Origin of the sequence: Streptomyces curacoi, assembly GCF_001513975.1 — a bacterium.
Taxonomy (GTDB): Bacteria; Actinomycetota; Actinomycetes; order Streptomycetales; family Streptomycetaceae; genus Streptomyces; species Streptomyces curacoi.
This window is the reverse complement of sequence record NZ_KQ947984.1, coordinates 601,183-617,383: the sequence shown is the minus strand read 5'-3', so window position 1 is coordinate 617,383 and position 16,201 is coordinate 601,183. Positions and strand designations below refer to the sequence as shown.

At 69.5% G+C, this 16,201-nt stretch carries 10 protein-coding genes and 1 pseudogene; 9 read left to right on the top strand and 2 right to left on the bottom strand.

The window, feature by feature from the left end:
• Positions 1 to 61: 61 nt before the first annotated feature.
• A complete protein-coding gene (locus AQI70_RS02735; RefSeq protein ID WP_062143530.1) occupies positions 62 to 3,061 on the top strand; it encodes a bifunctional [glutamine synthetase] adenylyltransferase/[glutamine synthetase]-adenylyl-L-tyrosine phosphorylase in 3,000 nt (999 codons plus the stop codon).
• Positions 3,062 to 3,293: 232 nt separating this feature from the next.
• On the opposite strand, the gene AQI70_RS02730 is transcribed toward AQI70_RS02735, so the two are convergent.
• Positions 3,294 to 4,268: a phosphatase PAP2 family protein gene (locus AQI70_RS02730; RefSeq protein WP_062143527.1), complete on the bottom strand. Its 975-nt coding sequence runs from the start codon at positions 4,266 to 4,268 to the stop codon at positions 3,294 to 3,296.
• Positions 4,269 to 4,410: 142 nt separating this feature from the next.
• The gene (locus AQI70_RS02725) at positions 4,411 to 5,445 is read right to left on the bottom strand and encodes a LacI family DNA-binding transcriptional regulator (protein ID WP_062143524.1); all 1,035 of its coding nucleotides are present in this window, start codon (positions 5,443 to 5,445) and stop codon (positions 4,411 to 4,413) included.
• 379 nt (positions 5,446 to 5,824) lie between these two features.
• Here AQI70_RS02725 and AQI70_RS02720 point away from each other — a divergent pair, with 379 nt between their 5' ends.
• From AQI70_RS02720 to AQI70_RS02685, 8 genes and pseudogenes are all read left to right on the top strand, one after another.
• Entirely contained in the window at positions 5,825 to 7,093 is a 1,269-nt protein-coding gene (locus AQI70_RS02720; RefSeq protein ID WP_062143521.1) for an extracellular solute-binding protein, read from the top strand.
• Positions 7,094 to 7,204: 111 nt separating this feature from the next.
• Positions 7,205 to 8,209, top strand: coding sequence for a carbohydrate ABC transporter permease (locus tag AQI70_RS02715; RefSeq protein WP_062143518.1), 1,005 nt, complete (start codon positions 7,205 to 7,207; stop codon positions 8,207 to 8,209).
• Positions 8,210 to 8,222: 13 nt separating this feature from the next.
• A complete protein-coding gene (locus AQI70_RS02710; protein WP_062143516.1) occupies positions 8,223 to 9,140 on the top strand; it encodes a sugar ABC transporter permease in 918 nt (305 codons plus the stop codon).
• Between the two features lie 146 nt (positions 9,141 to 9,286).
• Positions 9,287 to 10,966, top strand: coding sequence for a glycoside hydrolase family 13 protein (locus tag AQI70_RS02705; protein ID WP_062143513.1), 1,680 nt, complete (start codon positions 9,287 to 9,289; stop codon positions 10,964 to 10,966).
• A gap of 126 nt (positions 10,967 to 11,092) precedes the next feature.
• Entirely contained in the window at positions 11,093 to 11,947 is an 855-nt protein-coding gene (locus tag AQI70_RS02700) for a tetratricopeptide repeat protein (protein WP_244181432.1), read from the top strand.
• Between the two features lie 276 nt (positions 11,948 to 12,223).
• On the top strand, positions 12,224 to 13,546 hold the full coding sequence (locus tag AQI70_RS02695) for an alpha-amylase (protein ID WP_425264601.1): 1,323 nt from the start codon (positions 12,224 to 12,226) through the stop codon (positions 13,544 to 13,546).
• Between the two features lie 122 nt (positions 13,547 to 13,668).
• Entirely contained in the window at positions 13,669 to 15,084 is a 1,416-nt protein-coding gene (locus tag AQI70_RS02690; protein ID WP_062143507.1) for a glycoside hydrolase family 30 protein, read from the top strand.
• An 83-nt stretch (positions 15,085 to 15,167) separates the two neighbouring features.
• Positions 15,168 to 16,166 (top strand): annotated as a pseudogene (locus tag AQI70_RS02685) (glycoside hydrolase family 62 protein); the annotation flags it as partial.
• Positions 16,167 to 16,201: the final 35 nt, after the last annotated feature.

Sequence of the window (16,201 nt, the reverse complement as noted above, 5' to 3'; positions counted from 1 at the left end):
ACTCCCAGGTACTGCGGTTAGGCTCGATCGCGTACGACCTTGATCGGACGGGAGGCCGAAGATGACGGGGCCGGGGCGCAGGAGCAGTACCTTCACACGGCTGCTGCGGCACGGATTCACCGACGCGTCGGCCGCCGAGCGGCTCCTGGACAGCGTCGAGCTCGCCCCGATCAGGAACGACCCGGTGCTGCTGGAGGCCCTGGGCGCCACCGCCGACCCGGACCTGGCCCTGCACGGCCTCGTACGGCTGCTCGAAGCCCAGCCCGACCCCGTCACCCAGCGGCAACTGCTCGACACGGTGATAGCGGCCAAGCCCCTGCGCGACCGGCTGCTCGGCGTGCTCGGTGCCTCGGCCGCGCTCGCCGACCACCTCGCCAGGCACGCCGGCGACTGGCAGGCCCTGGTCAGGTACGAGCCGCAGGACCTGCACCCGGAGGTGGAGGAGTTCGAGCGGGGCCTCGCCGAGGCCACCGACCCGGTGTCCCTGCGCGTCGCCTACCGGCGCTGCCTGCTGTCGATCGCCGCGCGCGACGTCTGCGGCACCACCGACGTGGCCCAGACGGCCGCCGAGCTCGCCGACCTCGCCACCGCGACCCTGCGCGCCGCCCTCGCCATCGCCCGCGCCGCCGCGCCGGAGGACGCCGCCCTGTGCCGGCTCGCCGTCATCGCCATGGGCAAGTGCGGGGGCCACGAGCTCAACTACGTCTCCGACGTCGACGTCATCTTCGTCGGGGAGGCCGTCGAAGGCGCCGACGAGGGCAAGGCGCTCAGGTCGGCCACCAAGCTCGCCTCGCACATGATGCGGATCTGCTCCGAGACCACCGTCGAGGGCTCGATCTGGCCGGTCGACGCCAATCTGCGCCCCGAGGGCCGCAACGGCCCCCTGGTGCGCACGCTCAGCAGCCACCTCGCCTACTACCAGCGCTGGGCCAAGACCTGGGAGTTCCAGGCGCTGCTCAAGGCCCGCCCGGTGGCGGGCGACATCGAGCTGGGCGAGGAGTACGTCGCCGCGCTGGAGCCCCTGGTCTGGAAGGCCGCCGAGCGGGAGAACTTCGTCGCCGACGTGCAGAAGATGCGCCGCCGGGTGGTGGAGAACATCCCCGTCGCCGAACTCGACCGGCAGCTCAAGCTGGGCCCGGGCGGTCTCCGGGACGTCGAGTTCGCCGTACAGCTGCTGCAGTTGGTGCACGGGCGGGCCGACGCGTCGCTGCGGAGCGGGACCACGCTGAACGCCCTCCAGGCCCTCGCCGCCGGAGGCTACGTCGGCCGCGCCGACGCCGCCCAACTCGACGCCGCCTACCGCTTCCTGCGCTCCATGGAGCACCGCATCCAGCTCTACCGGCTGCGGCGCACGCACCTGGTTCCCGAGGACGAGGCCGACCTGCGCCGCATCGGCCGCTCCCTCGGCCTGCGCGCCGACCCGGTCGCCGAGCTGAACCGCGAGTGGAAACGGCACGCGAGCGTCGTACGGCGGCTGCACGAGAAGCTCTTCTACCGCCCGCTGCTCGACGCGGTCGCCCAACTCGCCCCCGGCGAGGCACGGTTGAGCGCGGAGGCGGCGCGGGAACGGCTGGTCGCGCTCGGCTACGCCGACCCGGCCTCCGCCCTGCGCCACCTGGAGGCACTGGCCTCCGGCGTCACCCGCAAGGCGGCCATCCAACGCACCCTGCTGCCCGTCCTGTTGGGCTGGTTCGCGGACTCCGCGGACCCGGACGCGGGCCTGCTGAACTTCCGCAAGGTGTCGGACGCGCTCGGCAAGACCCCTTGGTATCTGCGGCTGTTGCGGGACGAGGGCGCCGCGGCCGAGAACCTCGCCCGTGTCCTGTCGGCGGGCCGTCTCGCCCCCGATCTGCTGATGCGGGCACCGGAGGCGGTGGCGCTGCTCGGTGACGGCGACGGCGGCAGCGGTCTGGAGCCGCGCTCGCGCGGGCACCTGGAGCAGGAGATCCTCGCCGCGGTGCGGCGCGCGGACGGTGCCGTACAGGCGGTCACGGCGGCGCGTGGCGTGCGGCGACGGGAGCTTTTCCGTACGGCCGCCGCCGACATCGTCGACTCCTACGGCACCGAGACGAAGCCGGCCGAGGCCGACCAGGGCGCCCTGGTCGACCGGGTCGGCGCGGCGGTGTCCGACCTGACGGCGGCGACCCTCGCGGGGACCTTGCGGGCGGTGGTGCGGGACGGCTGGGGGGAGACTCTGCCCACCCGGTTCGCGATCATCGGCATGGGGCGCTTCGGCGGGCACGAGCTGGGCTACGGCAGCGACGCGGACGTCCTCTTCGTGCACGAGCCGCGCGAGGGGGCGGACGAGCAGGAGGCCGCGGCGGCCGCGAACCGGGTGGTCGAGGAGATGCGCCGGCTGCTGCAGATCCCGAGTTCGGACCCGCCCCTGCTGATCGACGCCGGTCTGCGCCCGGAGGGCAAGTCGGGGCCGCTGGTGCGCACACTGAAGTCGTACGCGGCCTACTACCGCCGCTGGTCCCTGGTCTGGGAGTCGCACGCACTGCTGCGGGCCGAGCCGGTCGCGGGGGACGAGGATCTGGGCCGCCGTTTCATCGAGCTGGTCGACCCGCTGCGGTATCCCGCCGAGGGCCTCGGCGAGGACGCCGTGCGGGAGATCCGGCGCCTGAAGGCCCGTATGGAGTCCGAGCGCCTGCCGCGCGGCGCCGACCCGAAGCTGCACACCAAGCTGGGGCCCGGCGGTCTGTCCGACGTCGAGTGGACGGTCCAGCTGCTGCAGCTCCGGCACGGCTGGGCGGAGCCGGGCCTGCGGACCACACGGACGCGGGAGGCCCTCGCCGCCGCCTGTGCGGCCGGGCTCATCCCGGCCGAGGAGGCGGCGATCCTGGACGAGGCGTGGGTGCTGGCGACGCGGGTGCGCAACGCGGTGATGCTGGTGCGGGGGCGGGCCGGGGACACCTTCCCGTCCGACGGGCGGGAGCTCGCGGCGGTGGGGCGGTACCTGGGGTACGGGCCCGGTCACGTGGGCGACATGCTCGACGCCTACCGGCGTACCGCGCGTCGGGCTCGGGGCGTGGTGGAGGAGCTGTTCTACGGGGCGTGAGGCTGCGGTTCCGTGGGGTGCGCGCGAGCCCGCGCCGCCGGTGCGGGGACGGTGGGTGCGCGCTATGCCTGCGGCGGTCCGGTGCGCGGCTCGTGGGGGTCGCGATGCGTGCGGCGGGCTGTGCGCGGTGCGTGGGGGTCGCGATGCGTGCGGCGGCCTGCGCGGTGCGTGGGAGTGCGCGTCGATGCCTGCGTCGGTCCGTGCGGGGGTTCCGTGGGGCCGCGCGTAGCGCCTACGCGTGGGTCGTGGGGCGGGGCCGCGCGGGGGGGTGTCCGTCCTCGGTCCGGTGGCTCGGTTCCTCGGTGGGGGGCTCGGCGTTGACGTCGGCCGCTGCGGGCGGACGCCCCCCGGCGCGTTCCCTCTCCGCCGTGGGCGGGTGCGGGCGCGTGCCCACCCGTTTCGGGAGGGCGTGCGGCAGCGCTCCGTACCAGAGGCGTGCCACCGTGTAGCCGAAGGCCAGGCAGAGGATGCCGCCCACCGCGTCCAGCCAGAAGTGGTTGGCCGTTGCGACGATCACGACGAGGGTGGCCGCCGGGTAGAGCACGCCCAGGACGCGGACCCAGGGGATCCTCGCCAGGGCGAAGATCGTCAGGCCGCTCCAGACCGACCAGCCGATGTGCATGGACGGCATCGCGGCGTACTGGTTCGACATGTTCTTCAGGTCGCCCGAGGCCATCGAACCCCAGGTGTCGTGGACCAGCACCGTGTCGATGAAGCCGCCGCCGACCATCAGCCGTGGGGGAGCGAGCGGGTACAGGTAGTAACCGACCAGGGCCACACCCGTGGTGGCGAAGAGGACCAGGCGGGTCGCCGCGTAGCGGCCGGGGTGGCTGCGGTAGAGCCAGACCAGGACGCCGAGGGTCACGACGAAGTGCAGCGTCGCGTAGTAGTAGTTCATGCCGACGATGAGCCAAGTCACCGAGTTCACGGTGTGGTTGATCGACTCCTCGACGGCGATGCCCAGTTGGTGTTCGAGCTTCCAGAGCCAGTCGGCGTTGCGCAGAGCCTCGGCCTTCTGCTCCGGTACCGCGTTGCGAATGAGTGAGTACGTCCAGTAACTCACCGCGATCAGCAGGATCTCGAACCAGAGGCGAGGGCGGCGCGGGGTGCGCGGTCGGCGCAGGGGGTTTTGCCCCGTCTCGTCCGCGACGGGAGGAGGAACGGCCGCTTCGCGGCCTCCCAGTGTCGTCACGGTCGTGTCACCCATGGGCACAGAGTCTGCCAGAAAAGCCTTCCCCGACCGATCATCCCCCGGTTGGGTTCAGGACGCATGTTCTACAGCCGGCGTATACCCCCATCCTCCTACCGGGGCAGGGGTGGCGGTGCGGGGCCTCCGTCTTAGGGACGACTCAGGCTTGTTTCTTGTTGCCGGGTGCCGAAGCCGTCGATCCGCGCACCACCAGCTCCGGCATGAACACGAACTCGCTGTGGGGGGCCGGGGTCCCGCCGATCTCCTCCAGCAGCGTGCGCACCGCCGCCTGCCCCATCGCCGGCACCGGCTTGCGGACCGTGGTCAGGGGAGGGTCGGTGAAGGCGATCAGCGGGGAGTCGTCGAAGCCGACGACCGAGATGTCCGTCGGGACTTCCAGGCCGCGCTGCCGGGCCGCCCGTATCGCGCCCAGGGCCATCATGTCGCTGGCGCAGACGACCGCGGTGCAGTCGCGGTCGATGAGGGCCGTGGCGGCGGCCTGGCCGCCCTCCAGCGTGTACAGGGAGTGCTGGATCAGTTCGGTCTCTATGACGTTCGCCGGCAGGTTCAGCTGGTCCTGCATCGTGCGGACGAAGCCCTCGATCTTGCGCTGGACCGGGACGAAACGCTTGGGGCCGAGCGCGAGGCCGATGCGGGTGTGGCCCAGGGAGGCGAGGTGGGTGACCGCCAGGGTCATGGCCGCTCGGTCGTCCGGCGAGATGAACGGCGCCTGGACCTTGGGGGAGAAGCCGTCCACCAGGACGAAGGGCACGCCCTGCGCGCGCAGGCGCTCGTAGCGCTGCATGTCGGCGGTGGTGTCCGCGTGCAGTCCGGAGACGTAGATGATGCCGGCCACTCCGCGGTCGACGAGCATCTCGGTGAGCTCGTCCTCCGTCGAGCCGCCCGGCGTCTGGGTGGCCAGCACCGGGGTGTAGCCCTGCCGGGTCAGGGCCTGGCCGATGACCTGGGCCAGCGCCGGGAATATCGGATTCTCCAGCTCGGGGGTGATCAGGCCCACCAGGCCCTCGCTGCGTTGCCGCAGCCGCACCGGACGCTCGTAGCCCAGCACGTCGAGTGCGGCCAGCACGGACTGGCGAGTGGTGGCGGCGACGCCCGGCTTCCCGTTGAGGACGCGGCTGACGGTCGCTTCGCTCACCCCCGCCTGAGCAGCGATGTCGGCAAGCCGTGTGGTCACAGGGTGGGACTGTACCGGCCAGGTCTCGCCTTGCACACCAATCGGACGCCGTGGGCGACCTGTTGACCGGCCCGGCCCGGACTGCTGTGTCATCGCGCTCCCTCGTGAAAGTGATGGCAAGAGCTTGCAGAGTCTTGCACAACCGGCCCCGTACCGCTCCACCCCTGAAAAGAAGCGTCTCACGACGGTCGCCGACAGGTCACGCACGGATAACTTCGGAGATCTCTTGCACTTTTTTTCTGCAAGGTCTTTCGCAAGGATTGCATCGCTGTTACGTTCACGTCGCCCGGCGGCGGCAACGGCGCGGTCGGCAATACAGCAGGGTCAGGCAGACGGGGCCGCCCCTGCACACACGGGCTTTCACCCTCAAGGAGAACTCATGCGGCGTGGCATAGCGGCCACCGCGCTGGTGGCGTCCCTCGCTCTCGCGGCGACGGCCTGCGGCGGAAGTGACAGCGGCGACAGTGCCGACGGGCCGGTCACCATCACCTGGTGGGACACCTCCAACGCCACCAACGAGGCGCCGACGTACCAGGCCCTGGTCAAGGAGTTCGAGGCCGCCAACAAGGACATCAAGGTCAAGTACGTCAACGTCCCCTTCGACCAGGCCCAGAACAAGTTCGACACCGCCGCCGGTTCCAAGGGCGCCCCGGACATCCTGCGCTCCGAGGTCGGCTGGACGCCCGCCTTCGCCAAGAAGGGCTTCTTCCTGCCGCTGGACGGCACCGAGGCCCTCGCCGAGCAGGACAAGTTCAAGCCCAACCTGATCGAGCAGGCCAAGTACGAGGACAAGGTCTACGGGGTTCCGTTCACCACGGACACCCTCGCCCTCGTCTACAACAAGGAACTGTTCGAGAAGGCCGGCGTCGAGGCCCCCAAGACCTGGGGCGACCTGAAGAAGGCCGCCGCCACGATCAAGGCCAAGACCGGCGTCGACGGCTACTGGGGCTCCACCCAGGCCTACTACGCCCAGACGTTCCTCTACGGCGAGGGCACCGACACCGTCGACGCCGACGCCAAGAAGATCACCGTCGCCTCGCCCGAGGCCAAGAAGGGCTACCAGACCTGGCTGAGCCTCTTCGACGGCAAGGGCCTGCACAAGGCCGACACCACCGCCGACGCCTACGCCCACATCCAGGAGGCGTTCGTCAACGGCAAGGTCGCCGCGATCATGCAGGGCCCGTGGGAGATCACCAACTTCTACAAGGGCTCGGCGTTCAAGGACAAGAACAACCTCGGCATCGCCACCGTCCCGGCCGGCTCCGCCGGCAAGGCGGGCGCCCCGACCGGCGGCCACAACCTCTCCGTGTACGCCGGTTCCGACAAGGCGCACCAGGAGGCCGCGCTGAAGTTCGTGAAGTTCATGACCTCGGCGAAGGCCCAGGAGACCATCGCCCTGAAGAACTCCACGCTGCCCACCCGCGACGACGCCTACACCGCCAAGGTCAAGGCCGACCCGGGCATCGCCGGCTACCAGACCGTCCTCGGCGCCGCCCAGCCGCGCCCGGCCCTGCCCGAGTACAGCTCCCTGTGGGGCCCGCTGGACACCGAGCTGCTGAAGGTCGCCGGCGGCAAGGAGTCCCTGGACAAGGGCCTGAGCAACGCCGAGGTCGCCATCGCCAAGCTGGTGCCGGACTTCAGCAAGTGACCCCGAGTGACCACCGGATCGCCCTGAATCATGGGGGGAGCGATCCGGTGGTCACCGGCCTGCGCGCCGTACACCCCTTGATCTGCTGATCTTCGAGAAGGTTGTCGAACCATGACAGTCGCCATCGACCGTGCGACAGGGAAAACCCGAGGTGACCGCGGACCCCGCCCCGGGCCGCTCCAGCGCCTCAAGCACGGCTACCAGAAGCACTGGTACGCATATGCGATGATCGCCCCGGTCGTGATCGTCCTCGGCGTCCTCGTGATCTACCCGCTGGTGTACGGCTTCTATCTCACCCTCACCGACGCCAACAGCCTCAACAGCGCCCGCACCATCGGCGTCAACGAGATCGAGGCCACCTACAAGTTCATCGGCTTCGACAACTACGCCGACATCCTGTGGGGCGAGACGGCGTACGACCGCTTCTGGTCGCACTTCATCTGGACGATCGTCTGGACGGCCGCCTGCGTCACCCTGCACTACACGATCGGCCTGAGCCTCGCCCTGCTGCTCAACCAGAAGCTGCGCGGCCGGACCCTCTACCGGATCATCCTCGTCCTGCCGTGGGCCGTGCCCACCTTCGTCACCGTCTTCGGCTGGCGGTTCATGCTCGCGGACGGCGGCATCATCAACTCCGCCCTGGAGACCCTGCACCTGCCGACACCGCTGTGGCTGGAGGACACCTTCTGGCAGCGGTTCGCCGCGATCATGGTCAACACCTGGTGCGGCGTGCCCTTCATGATGCTGTCGCTGCTCGGCGGACTGCAGTCCATCGACGGCTCGCTGTACGAGGCGGCCGAGATGGACGGCGCCAGCGCCTGGCAGCGCTTCAGGTATGTCACCCTGCCGGGCCTGCGGACCGTCAGCTCCACCGTCGTGCTGCTCGGCATCATCTGGACCTTCAACCAGTTCGCCATCATCTTCCTGCTGTTCGGCAACACCGCCCCCGACGCGCAGATCCTCGTCACCTGGGCCTACTACCTCGGCTTCGGACAGCAGCCGCGCGACTTCGCGCAGTCGGCCGCCTACGGCATCCTGCTGTTGGCCATCCTGATCGTCTTCACCTCCTTCTACCGCCGCTGGCTGAACCGCAATGACCAGCAGCTCGCGATCTGAGGCAGGAGTCACCATGAGCACCGCTACGCCCCCCGAGATCAAGGCCGACCGCCCGGTGACCCCGCAGGTCCTCGCCTCCTTCCGGCTGCGCCCGCGCCGGCGCGGCGAGAACAGCCTCGGCACGTCCCTCGTCTCCCACGCCGTACTGATCGTGGCGAGCCTCATCGCGCTCTTCCCGGTCGCCTGGCTGGTCTTCCTGTCCCTCGGCCCGGACAAGGACGACTACCTCCACCCGGGCGGCATCTGGGGCAAGATGACGTTCGCCAACTACACGTTCGTGCTCCAGGAGACGAAGTTCCTCGACTGGCTGCTGACCACGATGGTCGTCGTGCTCGGCACCACGCTCATCGGCGTGATCATCTCCGCCACCACCGGCTACGCGGTCTCGCGGATGCGCTTCCCGGGCTACCGGAAGTTCATGTGGGTACTCCTGGTGACCCAGATGTTCCCGGTGGCCGTGCTCATGGTGCCGATGTACCAGATCCTGTCGAGCCTGCAGCTCATCGACACCTATCTCGGCCTCATCCTCGTCTACTGCTCGACCGTCGTCCCGTACTGCGCGTGGCTGATGAAGGGCTACTTCGACACCATCCCGTTCGAGATCGACGAGGCGGGGCGCGTCGACGGACTGAGCCCCTTCGGCACGTTCACCCGACTGATCCTGCCGCTCGCCAGGCCGGGCCTCGCGGTCGCCGCCTTCTACACCTTCCTCACGGCCTTCGGCGAGGTCGCGTTCGCCTCGACGTTCATGCTGTCCGACACCAAGTACACCTTCGCCGTCGGTCTGCAGACCTTCGTCAGCGAGCACGACGCCCAGCGCAACCTGATGGCCGCCACCGCCGTGCTGATCGCGATACCCGCCTCGGCGTTCTTCTACCTCGTGCAGAAGAACCTGGTGACCGGCCTCACCGCGGGCGGCACAAAGGGCTGACCGCCCCTTCCCGAGACTCCCGCGCGCTCGCCGCGCGGGTGGCGGCCGCGGTGCCCATCCGACCCCGCTGTCACCGCGGCCGCCTCGTCACCCGACGTCGTACACGCACGCCCATGACCTCAACTCCGTTACGTACCAAGGACGCCATGAGCCAGCACTCCGCCGACCCGGCACCGAACTCCGCCGTCGCCACCGTCGTCAAGCGCCGCGACTGGTGGCGGGACGCGGTGATCTACCAGGTCTATCCGCGCAGCTTCGCCGACAGCAACGGCGACGGCATGGGCGACCTGGAAGGCGTACGCTCCCGCCTGCCGTACCTGCGCGACCTCGGCGTGGACGCCGTGTGGCTCAGCCCCTTCTACGCCTCCCCGCAGGCCGACGCCGGCTACGACGTCGCCGACTACCGGGCCGTCGACCCCATGTTCGGCAACCTGCTCGACGCCGACGCGCTGATCCGCGACGCCCATGAGCTGGGCCTGAGGATCATCGTCGACCTGGTCCCGAACCACTCCTCCGACCAGCACGAGTGGTTCAAGCGGGCGGTCGCGGAAGGCCCCGGCTCCCCGCTCCGGGACCGCTACCACTTCCGCCCCGGCAAGGGCGCGGACGGCGAACTCCCGCCCAACGACTGGGAGTCCATCTTCGGCGGCCCGGCCTGGACCCGGGTCACCGAACCGGACGGCACCCCCGGCGAGTGGTACCTCCACCTCTTCGCCCCCGAGCAGCCGGACTTCAACTGGGAGCACCCGGCCGTCGGCGACGAGTTCCGCTCCATCCTCCGCTTCTGGCTCGACATGGGCGTCGACGGCTTCCGGATCGACGTGGCGCACGGCCTGGTGAAGGCGGAGGGCCTGCCCGACCTCGGTTCCCACGACCAGCTCAAGCTGCTGGGCAACGATGTCATGCCGTTCTTCGACCAGGACGGCGTGCACGCCATCTACCGGCAGTGGCGGCGCATCCTGGACGAGTACGCGGGTGAACGGATCTTCGTGGCCGAAGCCTGGACCCCGACGGTCGAGCGCACGGCGAACTACGTCCGCCCCGACGAGCTCCACCAGGCCTTCAACTTCCAGTACCTGTCGACGGACTGGGACGCGGAGGAACTGCGCAAGGTCGTCGACCGCACGCTGGAGGCGATGCGCCCGGTGGGCGCCCCGGCGACCTGGGTCCTGTCCAACCACGATGTGACCCGCCACGCGACGCGCTTCGCGAACCCGCCGGGCCTGGGCACCCAGATCCGCACGCCGGGCGACCGCGCACTCGGTCTGCGGCGGGCACGGGCGGCGACCCTGCTCATGCTGGCCCTGCCCGGTTCGGCCTACATCTACCAGGGCGAGGAGCTCGGCCTGCCGGACGTCGTCGACCTGCCGGACGAGGTACGCCAGGACCCCGCGTACTTCCGCGGCGAGGGCCAGGACGGCTTCCGTGACGGCTGCCGGGTGCCGATCCCGTGGACGCGCACGGGATCGTCGTACGGCTTCGGCGCGGGTGGCAGCTGGCTGCCGCAGCCGCAGGGCTGGGGCGAGCTGAGCGTCGAGGCCCAGACCGGCGACCCGGCCTCGACCCTGGAGCTGTACCGCGCCGCCCTCGCCGTCCGCCGCGAGCAGCCCGACCTCGGCGCCGGCGACTCGGTGGAGTGGCTGAAGGCACCCGAGGGCGCCCTCGCCTTCCGGCGCGGGGAGTTCGTGTGCGTCGCCAACACCGGCCAGGAGTCGGTGACGACTCCGGCGTACGGGCGTCTGCTGCTGACCAGCGGTGAGGTGAGCGAGGCGGGCGGCGAGGTGAAGGTGCCGGGCGACACCACGGTGTGGTGGGTTCGGGTGTAACACCCAAGGCTCGCCCACGTCCTGATGTCGGGGCCCGTCGTCCGTTTCCGGGCGGCGGGCCCCGCCTCTGTTCGAGAGGCGGCCGAATCTGTTCTTGACAGGTGTCTTCACGTACTCTCACGGCCCGTGAAGATCGCACGGATGACACGGCTGATACGGCGCCGCTCGCGGGCCGCGGTCGCCCTCCACCGTCTCCATCACCTGTGGCAGCAGGGTGAGTACGAGGAGGTCGAGGCCGGGGCAAGGGCGCTTGAGGCGCAGGCGGCGCGCCGGCGCCGGCGGGCGCGGGGGCTCGCCGTGGAGTGGCACGCCAAGGCGCTGGCCACGGCGGCGGCCTGTGCTCATGGGCGCGGGGCGCAGGTGCTGGCCGAACTGGAGTCCCTCGCGGCGGAGCTGAAGGGGGCGACCGGATCCGGGCGGACGCTGCTGCTCATGGTCCGGAACAATCACATGATGGTCCTCGGCCATCTGGGGCGGTACCGCGAGGCGGAGGCGGCGGGACTGGACCTGCTGCGCGAACTGGCCCGCCTCAAGCATCTGGCATCGGTGTGGGACATCGAGTTGTGCGCGTTGGGCAACCTGGCGGACGCGCTGTACGACCAGGCCCGCTACGAGGAGGCCGAGGCCATCGCCCGGGGGAACCTGCCCCGCGCCGAAGGTGCCGCGCTCGCCTCCCTGCACTGCACCCTGGTGCGCAGCCTGAGCGGCCAGGGGCGGCACGACGAAGCGCTGACCGAGGCACGCCGGTTCGTCCCGCGGTGGGACCGGGGGCAGAGCGGCAGCCTGGGCCTGGCCACGGCCGGCGCCCTGCATGGCCTCGGGCGCCTCGACGAGGCGGAGGCGGCAGCGCGTCAGGCGCTCACCGACTGCGAGCGGTTCCTGCATCCCGACCACCCTCGTATCCGGGAAGTCCACACCCTGCTGGCCCGCATCACCGCCGACGAGCCGCCGACGCCGACAGCCGGAGAGGCCGCGCACTGATCCCGCGACCTCTCCCGGGCGGGGCGCCAGATCCGCGAACTCAGCCGTCAGGGTTTCAACGACTCATGAGCGTGGCGGAGTTGCGAAGGGCACGTCAAGGTTGCGGATGAAATTACTTGCTATGAATTTCAACTCTCTTGCTGTAAACCTTTCGCGGCGGTACGTTCACGCCGGCGCCCGGCAACGACGCCTGGCCGTCATCGCAAGGAGTTCACGCCAGTGATATCGAGATGGTCCGTCAGCGCGACCGCGCTCGCCGCCACGGCGGCAGCCCTCATGGCCCCCGCGACCACCGCGCACGCCTCCCCGCCCGGCACCAAGGACGTCACCGCCGTCCTCTTCGAGTGGAAGTTCGCCTCGGTGGCGAAGGAGTGCACCAACACCCTCGGCCCCGCCGGCTACGGCTACGTCCAGGTCTCCCCGCCCGCCGAGCACATCCAGGGCGCGCAGTGGTGGACGTCGTACCAGCCGGTGAGCTACAGGATCGCCGGCCGGCTCGGCGACCGTACGGCCTTCCAGAACATGGTCAACACCTGCCACGCGGCCGGTGTGAAGGTCGTCGTCGACACCGTCATCAACCACATGGCGGCGGGCAGCGGCACCGGCACCGGCGGCTCGTCGTACACCAAGTACAACTACCCGGGCCTGTACTCGTCGTACGACTTCGACGACTGCACGAGCCAGATCTCCAACTACCAGGACCGCTGGAACGTCCAGCACTGCGAGCTGGTGGGACTGGCCGACCTGGACACCGGCGAGTCCTACGTCCGCGGTGCCATCGCCGGCTACATGAACGACCTGCTCTCGCTCGGCGTCGACGGCTTCCGCATCGACGCGGCCAAGCACATGGACGCCGCCGACCTCGCCAACATCAAGTCCCGGCTGACCAACCCCTCCGTGTACTGGAAGCAGGAGGTCATCTACGGCAGCGGAGAGGCCGTCCAGCCCACCGAGTACACGGGCAACGGCGACGTCCAGGAATTCCGCTATGCCTACGACCTCAAGCGCGTCTTCAACAACGAGAACCTCGCCTATCTGAAGAACTACGGCGAGGGCTGGGGCTACATGAAAAGCGGTGTCTCCGGCGTCTTCGTCGACAACCACGACACCGAGCGCAACGGCTCCACCCTGAACTACAAGGACGGCGCCAACTACACCCTGGCCAACGTCTTCATGCTGGCCTGGCCCTACGGCGCTCCCGACATCAACTCCGGCTACGAGTTCTCCGACCACGACGCCGGCCCCCCGAACGGCGGCCAGGTCAACGCCTGCTGGCAGGACGGGTGGAAGTGCCAGCACAACTGGCCGGAGATCAAGTCGATGGTCGCCTTCCGCAACGCCACGCGCGGTGCGGCGGTCACCAACTGGTGGGACAACGGCGGCGACGCGATCGCGTTCGGGCGGGGCAGCAAGGGCTTCGTGGCCATCAACCACGAGTCGGGCTCGCTGAGCCGGACGTACCAGACGTCGCTGCCCGCGGGGACGTACTGCAACGTGCAGAACAACACGACCGTGACGGTGAACTCCAGCGGGCAGTTCACGGCCACTCTCGGCTCGAACACCGCCCTGGCGATCTACGCCGGCAAGGCCAGCTGCTGAGCCCGGCTCCGGGACCGCGCATTGTTGCCGCTGACAATGCGCGGTACTCCAGGGGTTGACGGTTGCATGACACCACCTTACGTTCCGCAGTGGATTGGGAGCGCTCCCACGATTGGTGGATCATGCTGCGCAGACTCAGGAAGTGGACCCTGACGTCCACAGCTGTCCTACTGGCGGTCGCCGGTGTCACAGCGGCCACCCCGCCGGAAACCACGGCCGCCCCGCCGGAGGCCACGGCCACCTCGGCGACGATCGACGGATCGACCAGACTCCAGCCCGTCGACGGCTTCGGCTTCTCCGAGCACTTCGGACGGGCCGAGATCATGCGCGGCTCGCAGGGCCTGCCCGCCGAGCGCCAACGCGAGCTGCTGGACCTGCTGCTGAGCCGCACCACCGGCGCCGGGCTGAGCATCCTGCGGCTCGGCATCGACTCCGGCATCCAGCCGACCGACCCCGGCGGACCGAACGCCACCCCCAAGTACGTCTGGGACCGCAGCGACAAGGGCCAGGTATGGCTGGCCCAGCAGGCCAAGGCCTACGGCGTGACCCGCTTCTACGCCGACGCCTGGACCGCGCCCGGCTACATGAAGACCAACGGCACCGACGCGAACGGCGGCACCCTGTGCGGCCTCGCGGGTGCCACCTGCGCGAGCGGCGACTGGCGCCGGGCGTATGCGAACTACCTGGTCCAGTGGGCGAAGTTCTACGGCCAGGAGGGCATCCGGATCAACGACATAGGGTTCACCAACGAGCCCGACTGGACCGCCACCTACGACTCCATGCGGCTCACGCCCGCCCAGGCCGTCGAGTTCACCAAGGTCTTCGGCCCCGTGGCGAACTCGGCCGGATACAAGGTCGTCTGCTGCGACTCCTTCGGCTGGAACCAGCAGAAGAAGTACAGCGCTGCGATCGAGGCCGACGCCACCGCACGCAACCTCGTCGCCACCCACGCCGGCCACACCTACGCCAGCCCGGTCGACGGGCCCCTGCCGACCACGAAGCGGACCTGGATGTCGGAGTGGTCCCCCAACGGCACCACCTGGAACGCGAACTGGGACGACGGCAGCGGCTACGACGGCTTCACCGTCGCCTCGGCCGTCCATGACGCCCTCACCAAGGGCAACGCCAACGGCTACATCTACTGGTACGGCGCCTCGGTCGGTGCCACCCGCGGGCTGATCCAGATGGACGGCGCCACCTTCCATGTCTCCAAGCGGCTGTGGGCGATCGCCAACTACAGCCGCTTCATCCGCCCCGGAGCCGTCCGGGTCGGCGCCACCACGCCCGACGCCGACCTCAGGCTGTCGGCGTTCCGCAACACCGACGGCTCCCTGACGGTCGTGGCGCTCAACGCGGCCACCAGCGCCCAGCAGGTGTCGTACAGCCTGCGCAACACCGGCATCACCACCGGCACGGCGACCCCGCACCTGACCAACGGCTCCCACAGCACCGCACGGCAGCCGGCCGTCGCGGTCACCGCGGGCTCGATGACCGCCACGGTGCCGGCCCGCTCACTGGTCACCTACACCATCAAATGACAGGAGGCACGACATCGATGCGTGTGACGAGACGTACGGGGATCCTGGCCGGCGGGCTCGCCCTGCTGTGGGGTGTGATCCTGACCGCTCTGGCCGCCTCGCCGGCGTCGGCGGCCCCGTTACCCGGCAGCTTCCAGTGGAATTCGAGCGGAGTGCTCATCTCCCCGAAGTCCGACGCGAGCCACCAGCTCAGCGCGGTCAAGGACCCGTCGGTCGTGTACCACAACGGCCGGTGGCACGTGTTCGCCAGCACCACGACCACCAACGGCACCTACAGCATGGTCTACCTGAACTTCCCCAGCTGGCAGGAGGCCGGCGCCGCGCAGCACCACTACCTGGACCAGACCGCGATCGGCCCCGGCTACAAGGCCGCGCCGCAGGTGTTCTGGTTCGAGCCGCAGAAGCTGTGGTACCTCGTCTACCAGACCGGTGACAACGCGGCGTACTCCACCACGACGGACATCAGCAACCCCAGGTCGTGGACCGCTCCGAAGAAGTTCTACGCGAACGGCATGCCGCAGATCATCAAGGACAACATCGGCAGCGGCTACTGGGTCGACTTCTGGGTCATCTGCGACAGCGCCAAGTGCTACCTGTTCTCCTCCGACGACAACGGGCATCTCTACCGGTCGGAGACCACGCTGGCCAACTACCCGAACGGCTTCACCAACACCGTCATCGCGCTGCAGGACTCCAACAAGTACCGCCTGTGGGAGGCCTCCAACGTCTACAAGCTCAAGGACTCCGACACCTATCTGCTGCTCAACGAGGCGATCGGCGGCGACGGCAAGCGGTACTTCCGGTCCTGGACGTCGAACCGCATCAACGGCAGCTGGACGCCGCTGGCCGACACCGAGTCCAACCCGTTCGCGCGGTCGAACAACGTGGCCTTCAGCGGCACCCCCTGGACCCGGGACATCAGCCACGGCGAGATGGTCCGCCACTACAACAACCAGACCCTCACCATCAACCCGTGCCGCCTGCAGTTCCTCTACCAGGGCATGAACCCCTCGGCGAGCGGCCCCTACAACACCCTGCCCTGGCGGCTGGGGCTGCTGACGCAGACGAACTCCCCCTGCTGAAAGTTCTTACCGATCGTTTCAGGACTCTTGCTGAA

Excerpts from the sequence above, each read along its gene's own strand:
- AQI70_RS02735 (WP_062143530.1), top strand. The coding sequence starts at position 62 with ATGACGGGGCCGGGGCGCAGGAGCAGTACCTTCACACGGCTGCTGCGG.
- AQI70_RS02730 (WP_062143527.1), bottom strand. The coding sequence starts at position 4,268 with ATGGGTGACACGACCGTGACGACACTGGGAGGCCGCGAAGCGGCCGTT.
- AQI70_RS02720 (WP_062143521.1), top strand. The coding sequence starts at position 5,825 with ATGCGGCGTGGCATAGCGGCCACCGCGCTGGTGGCGTCCCTCGCTCTC.
- AQI70_RS02715 (WP_062143518.1), top strand. The coding sequence starts at position 7,205 with ATGACAGTCGCCATCGACCGTGCGACAGGGAAAACCCGAGGTGACCGC.
- AQI70_RS02710 (WP_062143516.1), top strand. The coding sequence starts at position 8,223 with ATGAGCACCGCTACGCCCCCCGAGATCAAGGCCGACCGCCCGGTGACC.
- AQI70_RS02705 (WP_062143513.1), top strand. The coding sequence starts at position 9,287 with ATGAGCCAGCACTCCGCCGACCCGGCACCGAACTCCGCCGTCGCCACC.
- AQI70_RS02695 (WP_425264601.1), top strand. The coding sequence starts at position 12,224 with ATGGCCCCCGCGACCACCGCGCACGCCTCCCCGCCCGGCACCAAGGAC.
- AQI70_RS02690 (WP_062143507.1), top strand. The coding sequence starts at position 13,669 with ATGCTGCGCAGACTCAGGAAGTGGACCCTGACGTCCACAGCTGTCCTA.